Genomic DNA, 16,413 nt, shown 5'->3' on the forward strand with positions numbered 1-16,413 from the left:
AGCGCACCACCGACGGCGCCACCCACCGCGCCGACTGTGCCGACCGCGCCGTTCAATGCGCCACCCACGGCGCCCACGGTATTGTTGAGCGTGCCGCCCAGGGCACCGCCCACGCTGCCGACCGTGCCGTTGAGCGCACCACCGACGGCGCCCACGGTGTTGTTGAGCGTGCCGCCTACCGCACTACCGACGCTGCCAACCGTACCGTTCAGCGCTCCGCCAACGGCGCTCCCGACCGTTCCAACGGTGCCATTCAATGCACCGCCGACAGCATTCCCAGCGGCGCCCACCACACCGCCAACCAGGCCACCCACACCCAGCGCGCTGTTCTGCGCCGCAACGGTCGCCTGGCCCGCCAGCTTGAGATTGCGATCTGCCACCACTTCCTGCCCATCCGGCGCCTGCACCCGCACCTTGCCCGCTACGCCGGTGTCGAAGGCTGCCGTGATCGCACGGTCATGGGTTTCCCCCGGCACCTCTTCCTTGGCCGGCAGCGTGACCGCTGCCGTCGCCCTGGCCTGGCCGTGAGCGTCGATCTGGTGACCCGCCACCTTCAGCTTCGACTCCAGCGCACCGTCAGCCTCTGCTTTCAGGCCTGGCAGGCCTCCCGCCGACGCAGCACTGACGCCGGCTGCAGCCTTGGCACTGCTGTCGATCGACGCCACCTGCGCGCCCGCAAGACCGACCTTGGCCTTGGCGCGTGCGTCTGCGGCAATGCCCAGCGGCGCTTGCGCCGCCGGTGCGACCTGTGCAGCCAGCGATGCATCCACCTGCGCGGCACGCGATGCTGCGTTGCCCAGGCCTACGCTGGCGCGCACGTCGGCCGCAAGACCAGGCACGGCCACCTGCTTCGGCGTGCTACCGGCCGCCAGCTTCACCTGTACGGTGGCCGGCAGCACATCACGCACCACCGGCAGCGACGCCGTGCTCAGCTGCAGGCCAACGCGCGCATCCGCGCTGATCGCCGGGCTGCTCTGCGCCTGTCGCGCGGCAGCCGCCAATGCAACTTCGGCATCAACCTTGACCGGCATCGGCTGCGTGTACTTGGCGGCAAGCGCCTGCAGGTCGCGCAGCGATTGATTCGATTCGGATGCCTCCGCATGTCCGCTGGCCAGCGCACACAGCAGGGCAAGGGCCAGGGCGGTCGGCACCAGCAGGACACTGCGCGGATCACGGGCAGCGCTGCCACCGCTGTCGCCCGTGGCCAGTTCCGAGGCCACAACCAGAGCATTGAGCTGGCGGTTCCATACACGCCGGTAGATGCGGTTCATGAGCATTTCCCCCGTAGGCGAACAACTGGAATGTCAGTGGACTTGCCGCTAGGCAGGTGACTGACATTTCAGCGCGGGCGGAAGCCACGGCGCACTTCATTCCGGCACGGCAATCGCGCATTCCGGCAAATCCACGACCGGAATCGGCAGCCGGTTATGCAGAAGCGGCAACCCTATCGGCAAGCGGATGTGCAATTCCGGCAGAAACCGCGGAAAAACCCTTGTGCCGCTTGATTCAGGCCGGCTGGCCAATCTGCGCCGGGGCGCGCATCAGGGTATCGCGGGGCAGTTCGCCGAATACCTTGCGGTAGTTGTCGGCGAAGCGGGAGAGGTCCCAGAGCCCGCAACTGAGCGCGATTGCCTTCACCGAGCGCCGGCTGGAATCCGCCATCGACAGGCTGCGGCAGGCCGCGCACAGCCGCAGCATCGACAGATAGCGGTTGGGCGATGTGCCGAACAGGTCTTCGAAGGCGTAGCGCAGGCCACGCTCGCTGACCCCGGCCGCATCGCATATCTCATTCATGTAGATATTGCGGCGCAGGTTGAGCCGCATGAAGTTCTCCGCGCGCTGCGCGATCAGATAATGCGTTCGCCGCGCGCGGCTGCAGCCGGGCCGGTCGGAAGCGCCGGCCCCGAGCAGCGCCTGCACATGCTCGTGCAGCAGGCGCTCTGCCTCTTCTGGCTCCAGGGTGCCGCCCTGCCCCAGCTGGACATGCAACTGCTGATAATGACGCGCAAGCGGCGCCGATTCGCTGGACAGGTTGAAAAGCGACAATGCCTGTCCGGCCGGTGGCGTGCTGCGCAGGCTCAGCTCGGTCAGCTTGCGCTGCACACGGGCAACCGGCACCAGCATCAGGGTCAGGTGCGTACCCGGGCTCAGCGTGAACTCGCTGATGCCCTCCGGCATTACCGTCAACGCCATTCCCGGCGCCAGTGGAACGCCGTGGCACCAGCTTAGCGTCTCGTCGGTCGCGTGCAGGTATCCCAGCATCGCCCAGTCCGGTGGCAGCATGAAACGGCCGCGGCAATGGAATCCGCAGCTGATGCTGCAGAACAGCGCTTCCTCGTGCACACGCGAAGCGAATGCCGCTCGCGGCCCGTTGCCATCGAGCAACAACAGTTCGACATCACACACTCGAAGTACGCCGCTCAGCGTTGCCAGATCGATCGATCGCAGGCCGCTGTCGTCGCTGTCTCCTACCCCACCATCGACCATGACAGTGTCATCCCCCATTGATCCGTCACACGCTGCGGCCCCCACTGCCTGACAGGGCCACACCTTTCCACGAACATCCGTCGTTGCCGGGACGGACGCAGCCAATGCCATGCAAACTGCCCGGGAATTGCCACAAGCTGAAGTCGAGTATGCCCGATAATCCACCTGGGTAAACCCGCAGCCTGCATTGAAGAAAATAGATACACAGGTGAAGAAAATGTGGCCACCACTGGCACGGTTTTCGCATGTGATCGAAAGGGCATCACATTATCTGCACGTCGGTGAATCGTTTTGCCGACGAACGGATTTGCGTCACAGAAACAGCCTGAAAGTTTAAGCATTGACGGGTTTCTGCCGAATTTGCATATAGGTTCCAGTTGCAGCCAACCGCCATTCAGGCAAAGTCGATAACACGGTGATCCGGCCACTTCAAAGCGGCCGCACCCTGGGGGAGCACATGACCATGGCCGTATTGCACGACATTCCGACCAGCGGCGCAGCGTCGCGCGGTGGACGGCGCGCGGCCGGCATTTTCCCCTGGGCTGATCACCCTGCTTGAGCACGGCGGGCACACCCCGTCGTGCCTCCCCCGCCAGGACGCGCGGGGGTCCACGGACGATCCCGGCGGAGCCGGGCCACCGCCCAACAGGTGTCCTGCAGCAGACAGGTAGAGGGAGAAAATCACCATGAACGCATCGATCCGCACGTTCCTGAAGGAAGAAGACGGCGTTACCGCGCTTGAATATGGATTGCTGGCAGCGGTCATTGCCGGTGTCCTGATCGCGGTCGGCCGCACCCAGATCACCTCGTTTTTCACAACGCTGTTCACGCACCTGACGGATATCGCCAAGGACGCCACCACGGCGGCGAAGTAAACGCGGCGGATATGGACCGATCCAAACTCCGGTAATAGTGAAACTACTGGAAGCAAGGTCGGAGAGTTTCCAGGGACAGCCCGGTATCGGGCGACGGAGTGTGCGATGACACTGCTGGGATTGTTGGCCATCGGCGTGTGCCTGCGGATCGCGATCAGCGATCTGTATGCCCGCCGGGTGCCCAACGCCTGGCTGCTTGCCGCGTGCGCGCTGGCTGTACCGCTGTTGATCGCTGGCCAGTTCAGTACGCCGCGCCTGCCGTGGGGATCCCACGTTGCCGGCGCGGCGCTGGGGCTGGTCGCATTGCTTCCGTTCTACGCCGTGCGCTGGATGGGCGCGGGCGACGTGAAGTTCTTTGCGGTGCTGGGCCTGTTGCTGGGATTGGAAGCGCTGCTGCCGATCTGGGTGGTCGCCAGCCTCGCCGCCGGGCTTCATGCGCTGGTGGTGCTGGCCTCGCGCCGCCTCGGCCCCATGTTGCCGGCCGGCCTGCAGCTGCAGATGACCCGGGCCAGCTCGCAGTGGCAGACACATCCTGCGCTGCGCGAACTGCAGAGCGCACGGCAGGGACGCCACGGTATTCCCTACGCGGCCTATCTGGCGCTGTCGGCCATCGGCTGGATCATCATCCAGGTCTACGGAGGTGTTTCATGAACACTCGCAGCCCTCGCCGGCAACGCGGCGTGGCCAGCATCGAGTTCGCACTGATGCTGATGCTCGGCTTGCTGCCGCTGCTGCTGTTCACTTTCACCGGGGTGATGATCATGGCCGCGCAGCAGACGCTGGCGACCGCATCCGCAGAGGGAGCACGCGCCTCCCTGCGCTACGGCACCAACGCCCAGCGCCGCACCGCGGCCTGTGTCGCAGCACGCAACTCAATGCAGTGGCTGCTGCAGTTCTCCAAGCAGGACGTGGACTGCAGCGCAGGCGGCAGCAATGCCATCGTGGTCGCCGCGCCCGCGCCCTGTGCAGGGCTGCCCGCCGCGCAGTGCATCACCGTCACGGTCAGCTACGACTATGCCGGCCACCCCTTCCTGCCCGGCACCGCCACCCTCTACGGGTGGGTGATGCAGGCTCCCATCCGCAGCGTCGCGGTCGCCCAGCTCGACCTCGGCAGCGGCACCTGACGATTGGTACAGGAGACGGTTCCATGCTCAAGTTGACCCGCATCGCCGCCGTCGCCCTGATCGGCCTGGCCGTGCTGCTGGCCGTGATTGCACTGATGATCGGCCGCAAGCCCGACGCGCCGGTACATGTGGCGCCGGTCGCCAGCGCGGACCCGCAGGCCATCACCGTGGTCGAAGCCGTCGCCCGGCTGCCCGCCGGCGAGCCGATCACTGCCAATGGCCTGCGGCTGGCCCAGCGCACCACGCCGGTCGCCGGCGCCGCGACCAGCATTTCCACCGTGGTCGGCAAGGTTCCGGTCCAGGACATTGCTGAAGGCAGCGCGATCAGCACCTCGGCCCTCGCGCAGGGCTTCTCGCTGCAGCTGCGGCCCGGTGAGCGCGCACTGGCGGTGCCGGTCGATGAGCTGGTCGGCGCGGGCAATCGCATCCTCCCCGGCGATTTCGTCGATGTGTTCCTCAACCTGCGTACCGCCCAGCCCAGCGCAGGGGGACCGGGCGAGGCTGCACAGGCGCGCCTGCTGCTGTCGCGCCTGCGCGTGCTGAGCTATGGCCAGCAGGATATCGCGCCGAACCCGGGCGATACCGCCGCCAGCACCGATGGCAGCGATCGCAACGATGCACGCGCCGCGGACATCACCGGCAGCAGCCATGGCGCCAGCGACGAGTCCCGCCAGCCGGCGCGCAGCGCAGTACTGGCGGTACCGGTGGCGGACGCCAACCGGCTGCTGCTGGGCGCCCAGCAGGGCAAGCTGTTCCTGGCGCTGCGCAATCCGGCCGATACCGGCCTGCCCGACCTTGCCCTGTTCCCGCAGACGCGGGGGGTGATCGATCCGTTGCGCGGACTGGACGCAGAGCAGCAGGTGGCCCTGCAGCGACCCGAGAACCATGCCTTCGCAGGCATTGATGGCGATGCGCTGGCCGGGCGTGGCGCCGCCCCGACGCGCGTCAACCCGCAGGCGCCGCCGCGCGCGCCGGCGGTCCGCCACGGTGCACCCCGCGCCTCCGGCATTGAAATCATCCGGGGTGACAGCTCCGCTCCCCGTGGTTCCCTCTGACCTGCCCCGAGTGCATCCATGACCCAACGCCGACTGTCTCCACGCCCCTCCCCTCGCCAGCGCTGGCTGGCCCTGATGCTGGTGCTGCTGGCACCGGCAACAAGCGTGGCCGCCGACGATCTGGTGCTGCAGGCCCGTGAGCAGCGCCCTTGGAGCCTGCCCGCCGACCTCGAGCGCGTGGCCATCGCCGACCCTGGTGTCGCCGACATCGTGATGCTGCGCGGACAGCGCCAGGCGCTGCTGGTGGGCAAGGCGCCCGGCACCACCACACTGCTGCTGTGGCACCGCAAGCAGGCCGAGCCACAGCGCGTACAGGTGCGCGTGCAGAGTGCCGTGCAGGGCGCGGCGAGCACCGGCACGAGCGGCCTGCTGTTCACCCAGCAGGACCACCAGGGCCTGCTGCAGGGAAGCACGGACAGCGTGCTTGCGCACATGCAGGAACAGCAGACTGCGGCGATGGCACTGGGCAAGGAGGGCCAGCTCGCCGACGCATCGACGGTCAGCAGCGGTGGCGTGGTACAGGTCGAGGTGAAGGTGGTGGAGTTCAACAAGACCGCCCTGAAGCAGATCGGCATCAGCTTCCAGAACCGCAACGGCAGCTTCGCCTACGGCATCGCCCGTCCCGGCGGCCAGCTGCCCGGCAACACCGGCATCCTGCCCGGCATGAAGGAAGGCGAATCGGGCAACGAGTCCACCTCACCGATTTCCTCGGCGTTCCGCCTGGTGTTCGGTTCCACCAAGGGCCTGTGGAATGCCGATGTCGACCTGCTGCAGAGCAACGGCATGGCCCGCGTGCTGGCCGAGCCCACGCTGGTCGCCTTGTCCGGACAGAGCGCCAGTTTCCTGGCCGGTGGCGAACTGCCGATCCTGGAACCGCAGGGCCTGGGCACCACCACCATCACCTACAAGCCGTTCGGCATCGGATTGACCGTGACCCCGACCGTGCTGGCGCCGAACCGCATCGCACTGAAGGTCGCACCGGAAGCCAGCGACCTGGACTACAGCAACTCCATTGCCCTCAACGGCGTGCAGATCCCTTCGATCACCACACGACGTGCCGATACCACGGTTGAACTGGGTGACGGCGAGAGCTTCGTCATCGGCGGCCTGGTCAGCTCCAACGTGGTGTCCAGCGTCAACAAGATTCCGCTGCTCGGTGACCTGCCGATCATCGGCTCGTTCTTCCGCAATTTCGACTACAAGCGACAGGACAAGGAGCTGGTGATCATCGTCACGCCGCGGCTGGTGCAGCCGCTGGCACGCAACACCGAGCTGCCACTGCCCGGCGCACGCGAAGCCAAGCCGAACCTGCCCGAATGGGGCTCGTGGCTGCTCGGCCCGATCAGCCAGGACCCGGTGCCCGGCTTCTCACGCTGATTCCATGATGCCTGCGATACCACGACCATGCCCTACGCCACCGCCCAGCCCCTGCATCCACAAGGACCACCGATGAACCTGGTCCTGTACGGAATGGATCGCGAACTGCTGCCCCGGCTGGCTGCCAAGTTGCCGCCGACCACCACCCTGCACTGGCAGGACAGCAACGCGCCGACCTCCGCACAGGACCTTCAACGCGGGGGCCAGAGCCTGGTGCTGCTCGATTTCCGCCCCGAACACGCGGCCGCGTCCAGCGCACTGGCCCAGCAGCTGCAGCAGACACAGCCGGACCTGGTGCTGGTCGCGGTCGGCGCTACCGGTGCCGGCCAGGTCGAAGGCGTGGTGATCGCGCTGCGCGCCGGCCTGCGCGACGTGCTGGACCTGGACAGCGACAACGCCGGCATCGAAGCCGCGTTGCGCCGTGCGCTGTCGCCAAGACCGGCGGCCTCGCCACAACTGGCGCACAAGGCCCGCCTGATCGTGCTGCTGGGCGTGCGTGCCGGCGTCGGCACCAGCACCCTGGCCGCGCACCTGTCAGTGCTCGCGCAGCAGACCCGCACCCTCGCCCAGGGCGAAGCGTTGCAGCAGGACGGCCTGCTGATGGAGCTGGCACAGCCGTCCGGCGATCTCGCGCTGTACCTCAATCTGGACAGCCGCTTCCACTACGAAGACGCGTTGCGCAATGCCAGCCGCATCGACGCCACCCTCGCCCGTACCGCCATGGCCCGCCATGACTCCGGGCTGGTGCTGCTGGATCGGGCCGGTGGCAGTGACGCGGTGCCGCCCTCCGATCCGGGTGCACTGCTGCAGCGCCTGCGCGGCGTGTTCGCCAGTGTGCTGTGCGATGCCGGTGGTTGCCCGCTGCGGCAGTTGCCACCGCTGCTGCTGGACCAGGCCGACGAAATCTGGCTGGTCACCGACGCCTCGATCGCCACCCTGGTGTCGCTCGACCAGGCGCTGAAGCACCTTGCCGGGCAGCGCGAACGCGAGAAGCGGCTGCAGCTGGTGATCAATCGCCACGACGACAGCAGCGGCATGAGCCCCGAACAGATCGCGCGCCGCTTCGAGGTGCCGCTGCTGGCCACCTTGCCCGAACGTCCACGCGTGCGCCTTGCTGCCAGCCAGGGCCACCTGCTGCTGCAGGATGCACCGCGCGACCCCTACCTGCGTGCCCTCGCCCCGCTCGTTTCGCGCCTGGACCCGGCTGCATGCCCGGTGCAGGCACAGGGACTGCGGGAAAGACTCTCCCTTGCCCTGGGTGGATCGCAATGGAAGACAAGGTAACCCCGTTCCCGCATGCCGCCACCCGCCCGGTGCTGCCCGACACCCCGCCGGGCCACCTGCCGTTCGCGCAGACCGAGCAGTACCAGAAGGTGCTGTCGGCCGCGCATGAGCACCTGCTCAACAGCATCGAGGACGAGCGAATCGACATTGACTCCTGGGCGCCGGACACCATCGCACGCTGGGTGCAGGTGCAGACGGTGGGCTTCATCCAGGAATGGCGCATCCCGATCAATGAAGAAGAAATGCAGGTGGTCGCTGAAGGGCTGGTCAAGGAGCTGACCGGCTTCGGCCCGCTCGACGACCTGCTGCATGACCCGTCGATCGAAGACATCCTGATCAACGGCTTCAAGGACGTGCACGTCTCGCAGGGCGGCCAGCTCAAGCGCGCCACGCAGCGCTTCACCGACGATACCCACCTGCTGCGGATCCTGCGCCGCATCCTCGCACCACTGGGGCGCCGCCTGGATGACTCCAACCCGATGGTCGATGCGCGCCTGCCCAATGGCGGGCGCCTCAACGCGATCATCTCGCCTCTGGCGGTGGATGGACCGATGGTCTCCATCCGCAAGTTCCGCAAGGACCCGTTCACGCCTGACGAGCTGCTGGCCAAAGGCACCTTCGACGCGCCGATGCAGGCGCTGCTGAAAGCCATGGTGCTGGGGCGCTGCAACATCCTGGTATCGGGCGGAACCAGCTCCGGCAAGACCTCGCTGCTGAACGCACTTGCCAGCTACGTGCCGCCCAACGAGCGCGTGATCACCGTCGAGGACACCGCCGAACTGTCGCTCAACCACCCGCACGTGGTGCGCCTGGAAAGCCGTATCGGCGGCGCCGAAGGCCACGGTGCGGTGAGCATCCGCGACCTGGTGCGCAACAGCCTGCGCATGCGGCCGGACCGCATCGTGGTCGGCGAAGTCCGTGGCGCCGAGGTGCTGGAAATGCTGCAGGCGATGAACACCGGCCACGACGGCTCGATGGCGACCATCCATGCCAATTCACCGCGTGATTGCCTGTACCGCATCGAGATGCTGGCAGGTTTCGCCGGTTTCCAGGGCAGCGAGGACAGCCTTCGCCGGCAGATTGCCAGTGCGATCGACTTCATCGTGCAGATCTCGCGACTGGGCAGCGGCCGCCGCGTGCTGGTCTCGATCACGGAAATCACCGGGGTCAGCGACAACCTGATCACCACCCAGGAGATGTTCCGGCACGAACTGCAGATCGACGCGAATGGTCGGGAAATCGACCGCTGGATCGGCCTGGGCTTCCAGCCCCATTCGCACAAGCTGGAGCCGTTCCGCCAGCTGCTGCGCGAATCGCTGTACGGAGACTTCTGAACATGGGCACCGGTCTGCTGCTGGGCGTGCTGAGCATCATCTCCGTGCTGCTGGCGCTGGCAGCATGGCTGTGGGGCACGGCCAGCACCCGCGAGCAGCGCCAGGCTTCACTGCAGCATGCCGAGCAGCAGCTGGCGCGTGGCAATACAGCCACTTCGCCATCGGCCGGCATCGCCAGTACCGCCGCCAACGAGCCCCCGCGGCCTGCCGGCAGCGGGCGCAGGCCGCTGCCCTGGAATGGACTGCTGCAACGTGCGGGCCTGCAACCTGGCTGGAAACTTCCGGTGATGCTGCTGGTGCCGGGGCTGGTGCTGTCACTGACGGCGATGCTGCGGCTGGGCACTGCGTGGATGTTCCCGCTGACCCTGCTGCTGTACGCGCTTGGTTGCTGGCTGTGGATCATGCGCCGGATCACCCGGCTGCGCGCGCAGCTGCTGCACCAGCTGCCCGATTTCCTCGACAACCTGGTGCGCCTGACCGCGCTGGGCAACAGCCTGCAGGCGGCCTTCCAGGTCGCGTCGATGCAGACCAGCGCGCCGCTGCGCGGCCTGCTCGACACCACGGTGCGCTATGCCCGCAGCGGCATGGACCTGGATCGCGCGTTGTCACTCGCCGCGCAGCCCTATCGCATGGATGTACTGAAGGTGCTGTCGGTGGTGATCGGCGTCAGCGTGCGCATCGGCGGCCGCTCCGACCAGATCCTGCAGCGCATGGGCGACTTCATGCGCGACCTGGAACAGGCGCAGCAGGAGCTGGCGGCGACCACCTCGGAAACGCGGATGTCGGCCTGGGTGCTGGGCCTGCTGCCGCCGGCCAGCGCCGTGCTGATGGCCATCGCCAGCCCCGACTTCTTCCAGCCCGTGCTGCACGAGCCGCTCGGCCACAAGGTCCTGCTGATCGCGTTGGGCCTGGAGCTGGTGGGCGCTTTCCTGCTGTATCGACTGGCCAAATCGCTATGAGTCATCGCAGCCCCCCTGGAGAAGCCCGATGAGTGCGAGCACCTGGTTTGCGCTTTCATTGCTGGTGCTGGCCGTAGGCGTGGCCCTGCTCGGCTTCGCCGGCTGGGTCCGCAGCCATCGTGAACAGCGCACGTCGGCCACGCTCAAGACCGCCCTGCAGCCGCGTGACGAAGCGCGCGAAGTGGAAGCCGCGAGCCGCGACTCGCTGGGCTGGCTGGAGCGCTTCGGCCGCTCGCTCAGTGGTGGTCGCCTGGAAGCCGCGCTGCTGGCCAACGAGGATCGCCTGCTGCTGGATCTGGCCGGCTGGAACACACGGCGCGGCACCGCCATCTATCTCGGCGTCCGCCTGCTGCTGGCGTTGCTGGTGCTGGCCCTTGCGCTGGCCTTCAGCGAGGCGACGGGACTGGCGAAGATCATGGTGGTGATCGGTGCACTGGCCGCCGGACTGCTGCTGCCCAAGTTCGCCCTGTCTGCCTGGGTCAAGCGTCGCCGCCGCGCAGTCGAGAACGAGCTGCCGTTGCTGATCGATCTGCTGCGCCTGCTGCAGGGGGTGGGATTCAGCATGGACCAGAGCCTGCAGACGCTGGGCGACAAGCTGCGTGATGCGCTGCCGATCCTCGGCGGCGAACTGCAGGAAGCCAACGTGGCCTACACCCGCGGGCGCACCCGCGCACAATCGCTGCGCCGGCTGAGTGACGTCTACGGTGACGACGACCTGAGCAGCCTGGTGCAACTGATCCTGCAGGTGCATGCACACGGTGGCGCGGTGCAGGAGCCACTGCGCCAGTTCAGCATCCGCCTGCGCGAGCAGCGCCGCAATTCGCTGAAGGAAAAGGTCGGCAAGCTCTCGGTGAAGATGACGGTTGTGATGATGCTGACCCTGCTGCCAGCGCTGATGCTGGTTCTTGCCGGCCCGGCGCTGGTTGCGCTGGCCGCCACCATGTCCTCGATGGGAACGACCTGATGCCCGCCCTTCGCACCGCCTGCCTGCTGTTCGCCCTTGCCACCGTCGCCAGTGGCTGCGCGTCGACCACGCCGAAGTACCTGCGCGCGCCCAGCCTGGCCGCGCCCGAACCGGCGCCACAGGACAGTCGCAACGCTTACCTGGAACTGATTGCGCGCATGCAGCAGCAGGGCGCCTGGTATGCCTCGCTGGCCCACGTCGATGCATTCCGCCAGCGCTACGGTGATCGCCCGGCGCTGCGGCTGCTGCAGGCCGACGCCCTGCGCGAGACCGGGCAGGCCGACGCGGCCATCGCGCTCTACCGTGAACTGTCCACGGGGCCGCAGGCGGCCGCCGCCGCACATGGCCTGGGCCTGATCGCCGCGCATCGCGATGACGACGCCGGCAGCGAGCAGTCTCTGGCCCGGGCCACCCAGCTGGAACCGCTGAACACCGACTACCTCGGCGATCTGGGCTACGCGCGGCTGCGTGCCGGACAGTTCGACCAGGCCCGTGAGCCGCTGGCAAAGGCGCTCGAGCTGTCACCCGGCAATGCCAAGGCGACGGCCAACCTTGCACTGTGGGCGGTGCTGCGTGGCGACACCGCCACGGCTGAGCGCCTGGCCCAGCAGGCCAATCTCAACGAAGACAGCCGCCGCGGCATCCAGCAGCAGGCCGAGCAGATCCGCGCACGCCTGCAGCAGCGCCAGGCTGCAGCAGCGGCACGCGAGGCGGCAGCCCCCCGCGCGGTTGCCAGCACGCCCGCCCGCCCGCAGGCCGCAGCCCGGCTGGCCGCCGAAGCGCGCCGCGACATCCGCGATGCACGGGATCCGCAGCGCCTGCCACCTTCGATGCTTGAACGCTTCAGCACCCCAGACCAGCCCACCGGGAACACGCCATGATCAAGCCGCTCCTGACCCGTCGCCTGTTGCCCGCGCTGAGCGGCCTGCTGCTGGCGACAGCTGCCCAGGCACAGCAACAGCCGCTGACCGGGCAGATGCTCGGCGGTGCCCGTCCCGCGGCAACCGCAGCGCAACCGCTGCAGTCCGAAACGCTGGCAACGGTCGACGTGTCCGCGCCCGAGGCACGTGTACCCGTACCGGCACCCGCATCACCCCCTGCCTACGACCTCGCCAGCACTGCAGCCGCACCTGCGCCCGCGGTACGCCGCAGCGAGATCGGCGACGCCACGCGCAGCCTGTTCCAGCTGCAGGCCTCGGGACAGCAGGCCGGCGCGCGCCTGCCGATCCTCGGTGACCAGGCCACCCTGAGCTACGCGCGCTACCTGAAGAGCTTCCAGCACGAGATTCCCGATTTCTTTGAAACCGATGTCGGCAAGTCCAAGGGAACATCCTCATCCGGACGTTGAGGTAGACCATGAAACGCCCACGCCAGTTCAGCTTCAACCGCCCCCGCGGCGGCATGTCGGTCACCATGATGCTGGTCATGCTGGCGCTGCTGGCCATGCTCGGGCTGGTCGAGATCGGCTATCTGTTCTGGGCCAAGCGTGATGCGCAGAAAGTCGCCGACCTGGCGGCACTGGCCGGCGCCCAGCGCCTGGAACTGTGCACGTCGGACAACAGTGACAACAGCGCGGCGCGGCAGAGCGCGCTGACCCAGAACCGGTTTGCCGGCAGCCTGCAGATCAGGTGCGGGAACTGGAGCGCGACACGCGACACGACCAACCGCTTCCAGGCCACCGTGGATGCGGCCAACCCCCGCAACGCCGTGCAGGTGATCGCGCAGCGCAGCGTGCTGCCCTTCTTCGGGCAGAACACCAGCTTGCCGACCGTCAGTGTACAGGCGGTGGCGCGCCGCTCGGAGCCCACGGCGGTGTTCGCCGTCGGCTCGCAGCTGCTGCGGACCCGCGGCGATTCGCTGCTGATGTCGACCCTGCGCCTGATCGGCCTGGATGTCACCAACGCCACGGTGCTTTCCTATGACGGCCTGGCGCAGGCCAACGTCACGCCCTCCGGCCTGCTGAAGGCGCTCAACATTCCGGTCAGCGCCAACCTCAGTGTGGCCGACTTCAACCGCCTGCTGGCGGTCAACAAGATTTCGCTGGCGCAGCTGGTCGATGCCACCGCCACGGTGGTCGGCCGCGATACCACCGTCGGCGTGCAGCTGCGCGCCCTGTCGGACCTGGTCGCCACCCGGCTGGACATCACCAAGCTCAACATTGCGCTGGGCAGCGAATCCGGTGGCGGCGGCCTGTTCGCCGAAGTCATTTCTCCGGACGGTACCGCCGGCAGCGCACTGGAATCGAAGATCAGCGTCCTCAACCTGATCAGCACCGCCATTTCCATCGCCAATGAAGGCAACGGCATCGCGATCGGCGGCCTGAACCTGCTGGGCATCAACGTGCAGGCCGGGGTGGTCGAACCGCCGTCGATCGCCATCGGTGGCGTCGGATCGCGCGCCTACAACGCACAGGTCCGGCTGATGGCCGATGTCGACAGCAACAACCTGTTTGCGCTCGGCCCACTGCTGCAGCTGCTGGGTACGCGCCTGCATCTGCCCTTGCATGTTGATGTGGCCAACGCGATGGGCACGCTGACCGGCATCCAGTGCGGGGGCACCTCGCCTCAGGCCACCATCCAGGTCGATTCCTCGGTGCTGCGCGCCTGCGTCGGCAACGTCGATCCCGCACAGCGGTTCTCCAAGAACAATGTCTGTGACAACACCCTGCAGAAGGAACAGCTGCTGACACTGCTGGGCCAGCCCTTGATCAACGACAAGATTGCCCTGCCGGCGTTGACCAGTTCGCAGAACCTGACCCTGGCCGCCGGTGAGAGCGGGTCCACCCAGATCAATCCGCTGGCACTGGGCAACGCTGTATCCGATCTGGTCAACGAGCTGCTGCGGGTCCTGTCCGGCATGCTCAGCTCACCCAAGCAGGGCATGAGCGCGAACGACACCGCCAAGGCGCTGGCCGACCGCTACCTGCAGGCGACGTTCCCGCCCAACACGCGCTATGACGTCAACAAGCTGATTCCGCTGCTGCGCGATGGCGACCCCAGCCGACAGTTGGCGCCGCTCAACAGCTGGAATGTGCCCGGTGGCCTGCCCTACGCCTGTGGCCTGCTGAACCTGGTCACCTGCCACAAGGACGGGCCGGTCTGGGATGCGTTCAAGGTCACCGTCACCGGCCAGGGCCTGGGCGTGCTCGACGGGCTGCTCGGCTCACTGGTCGGCGGCCTGCTGATCAACCGCTGCGACAGCCTGCTCGGCAATCTGATCGACTACAACGGCTGCGTGCGCAACAACCTCGCCTCGTACATCCAGACCGCGCCGGCCGGCTTCCTCGATGGTGCCGGTGGAACCGGCGTCACCAACCCCGATGGCAGCGTCAGCTGCAGCGGGCTGCTGTGCACGCTGCTGAAGCCGATCCTGGCCGCGCTGCGCCCGGTCCTCAACAGCGTCGGCACCCTGCTGACCAACCTGCTGGCCAGTGTGCTGGGGCTGGAACTGGGCCGGACCGATGTCAACGTGCAATCGATCCAGTGCAGCGCCGCGCAGCTGGTCTATTGACCCGTGACGGGCGCCCTTGGCGGCGCCCGCGCCCATGCTAGACTCCCGGCGGGGAACCACCTTCATCTCAACCCACACTCATCCGTGGATGGTCTAGACATGCGAGAAACTTCAGGGGGCGCGGTCTTCGCCCGTCAGGCGCGCGGCGCGGCAATGCTGGCCGTGGCCATGATGCTGGTGGCACCGGCGGCGATGGCCGCCCGTGGCGACCGCGAAGCCGCCGCAGAGCCGGCCGCGCGCACCGCACCGGTAGTGCGCAACACCGTGGACGAACTCAAGCAGCTGATGGATTCGCGCCAGCTGACCGAGCTGCGCACCACCTACAACGGCAACTACGGTGCCAGCCTGCTGTTCAACGCCAACACCCTGACGTATTACGTCGCCCTGTTCCAGGAAAAGAACTTCTGGCGGGTGATCAAGACCGATGCCGTGGACAACGCCGAGCGCGTCTACCGCACGTTTGCGCAGCAGTCCGAACAGCTGGCCCAGGTCTATATCGACACCACCCGGCTGGAAGCCGGCAAGCGCTACACCGAGCGGCTGGTGGCCTACAACGAGGAGCGCCTGCGCACCCTGCAGCAGGAAATGGAACAGCAGCAGGCACAGTCGGCCCAGGTCAGCGCGGCCCTGCAGCAGGCCCAGCAGCAGGCGGTCAGCCTGAGTACCGACGTGCAGAGCACCAACAGCCAGCTGGACGCGCTGCAGCGCCGTATCCAGATCCTGCAGGCCGAACAGGGCAACCCGGAGCTGAGCCTGCCCAAGCCGGACAGCGTGCCCTCGCCGGCACCGGCGGCGGCCAGCGACGGTCGCTGAGCCCGCGCTTCCAGCGTCTCCGCACAACGGCGCCCTTGGGCGCCGTTGTCGTTTTCAGCACGAAAATCAGCGGCACGCGTCGTGCACCGCGTCATCCAGCTGCCGGCGCTGTACGAAGTCCAGTCGCCTGGCCCTGGCCAGCGCCTTCCCGCGTTGCTGCCGTGCACGCTCACAGGCGCGGGGATCGGCGCTGATCGGGATCAGCGCAGCCCGCGCGCGCCCGGGGCGTGACGCCCGACGCCGGGCCGGCGCGGGTGTGGCCGCGGCAGGCACAGGGCCACGCGACAAGGACTGTTCCGCCGGAACCTCCCAGCGCCATTCCGCACGCCCCTGGCACGGCGTCTGCTGATAGACCGGATGGGATCCCTCCACGCACTTGTAGACCTGGGTCTGCGCGTGAACGGCGCCCGCCAGCAGCAGACACAACAACGAGCAGCACTGCACTCTCGGCATCGCAGGTTCCTCGACGGGACTGCCGCCATCGTCAGCCGGCCATCTGCCCACTGCCAGAGCGATACACGTCACAGCCCCGGCAATCCAGCACAGGCGTGCAAGGCATTCGACACCCGTTGCGCTGTACTGCGGGAGGCACCGGCACGCCTGCCGATGCCTTCCCTCCCTTCCGCCAAGG

General features: G+C 67.5%; 16 protein-coding genes. 13 read left to right on the forward strand and 3 right to left on the reverse strand.

All coding sequences use genetic code 11. The annotated features are described in order from the left end of the window. A partial coding sequence (locus N440_RS09655; protein WP_208322804.1) for an ESPR domain-containing protein occupies positions 1–1,271 on the reverse strand: 1,271 nt, incomplete at its 3' end. Between the two features lie 235 nt (positions 1,272–1,506). Continuing rightward, entirely contained in the window at positions 1,507–2,487 is a 981-nt protein-coding gene (locus tag N440_RS09660; protein ID WP_133934915.1) for a helix-turn-helix domain-containing protein, read from the reverse strand. Between the two features lie 686 nt (positions 2,488–3,173). Between N440_RS09660 and N440_RS09665 the strand changes: the two genes are divergently transcribed. The 13 genes from N440_RS09665 (at position 3,174) to N440_RS09725 (ending at position 15,782) form a co-directional block, all read left to right on the forward strand. Beyond that, positions 3,174–3,362, forward strand: coding sequence for a Flp family type IVb pilin (locus tag N440_RS09665; protein ID WP_008265706.1), 189 nt, complete (start codon positions 3,174–3,176; stop codon positions 3,360–3,362). 105 nt (positions 3,363–3,467) lie between these two features. Continuing rightward, positions 3,468–4,013 (forward strand): prepilin peptidase, encoded by a 546-nt coding sequence (locus N440_RS09670; RefSeq protein ID WP_053508741.1) that lies wholly within the window; start codon positions 3,468–3,470, stop codon positions 4,011–4,013. Beyond that, positions 4,010–4,486, forward strand: a complete 477-nt coding sequence (locus N440_RS09675; RefSeq protein ID WP_133934916.1) for a TadE/TadG family type IV pilus assembly protein — start codon at positions 4,010–4,012, stop codon at positions 4,484–4,486. The genes N440_RS09670 and N440_RS09675 overlap by 4 nt, the downstream gene beginning before the upstream one ends. Before the next feature lie 23 nt (positions 4,487–4,509). After that, positions 4,510–5,541 carry a Flp pilus assembly protein CpaB gene (gene cpaB / locus N440_RS09680; RefSeq protein ID WP_133934917.1) on the forward strand — a complete coding sequence of 344 codons (1,032 nt, stop codon included), beginning with the start codon at positions 4,510–4,512 and terminating at the stop codon, positions 5,539–5,541. A gap of 18 nt (positions 5,542–5,559) precedes the next feature. Then, positions 5,560–6,918: a type II and III secretion system protein family protein gene (locus N440_RS09685; RefSeq protein ID WP_053508735.1), complete on the forward strand. Its 1,359-nt coding sequence runs from the start codon at positions 5,560–5,562 to the stop codon at positions 6,916–6,918. A gap of 27 nt (positions 6,919–6,945) precedes the next feature. Then, on the forward strand, positions 6,946–8,202 hold the full coding sequence (locus tag N440_RS09690; RefSeq protein ID WP_133934918.1) for a fimbrial protein: 1,257 nt from the start codon (positions 6,946–6,948) through the stop codon (positions 8,200–8,202). Then, entirely contained in the window at positions 8,187–9,536 is a 1,350-nt protein-coding gene (locus tag N440_RS09695; protein ID WP_133934919.1) for a CpaF family protein, read from the forward strand. The genes N440_RS09690 and N440_RS09695 overlap by 16 nt, the downstream gene beginning before the upstream one ends. 2 nt (positions 9,537–9,538) lie before the next feature. Next, positions 9,539–10,495: a type II secretion system F family protein gene (locus N440_RS09700; protein WP_133934920.1), complete on the forward strand. Its 957-nt coding sequence runs from the start codon at positions 9,539–9,541 to the stop codon at positions 10,493–10,495. A gap of 28 nt (positions 10,496–10,523) precedes the next feature. Continuing rightward, a complete protein-coding gene (locus N440_RS09705; RefSeq protein WP_133934921.1) occupies positions 10,524–11,459 on the forward strand; it encodes a type II secretion system F family protein in 936 nt (311 codons plus the stop codon). Then, positions 11,459–12,340, forward strand: a complete 882-nt coding sequence (locus tag N440_RS09710; protein ID WP_133934922.1) for a Flp pilus assembly protein TadD — start codon at positions 11,459–11,461, stop codon at positions 12,338–12,340. The genes N440_RS09705 and N440_RS09710 overlap by 1 nt, the downstream gene beginning before the upstream one ends. Next, positions 12,337–12,807, forward strand: a complete 471-nt coding sequence (locus N440_RS09715; protein ID WP_133934923.1) for a DUF3613 domain-containing protein — start codon at positions 12,337–12,339, stop codon at positions 12,805–12,807. Before N440_RS09710 ends, N440_RS09715 begins: the two co-directional genes overlap by 4 nt. Positions 12,808–12,815: 8 nt before the next feature. Continuing rightward, positions 12,816–14,969: a TadG family pilus assembly protein gene (locus N440_RS09720; protein WP_133934924.1), complete on the forward strand. Its 2,154-nt coding sequence runs from the start codon at positions 12,816–12,818 to the stop codon at positions 14,967–14,969. Positions 14,970–15,068: 99 nt separating this feature from the next. Next, complete coding sequence (locus N440_RS09725; protein WP_040007538.1) at positions 15,069–15,782, forward strand: DUF2968 domain-containing protein; 714 nt, start codon at positions 15,069–15,071, stop codon at positions 15,780–15,782. 66 nt (positions 15,783–15,848) lie between these two features. On the opposite strand, the gene N440_RS20460 is transcribed toward N440_RS09725, so the two are convergent. Continuing rightward, the gene (locus tag N440_RS20460) at positions 15,849–16,235 is read right to left on the reverse strand and encodes a hypothetical protein (protein WP_133934925.1); all 387 of its coding nucleotides are present in this window, start codon (positions 16,233–16,235) and stop codon (positions 15,849–15,851) included. Between the last annotated feature and the right edge of the window lie 178 nt (positions 16,236–16,413).

This window comes from Stenotrophomonas sp. CC22-02 (assembly GCF_004365115.1).
GTDB classification, from domain to species: Bacteria; Pseudomonadota; Gammaproteobacteria; order Xanthomonadales; family Xanthomonadaceae; genus Stenotrophomonas; species Stenotrophomonas forensis.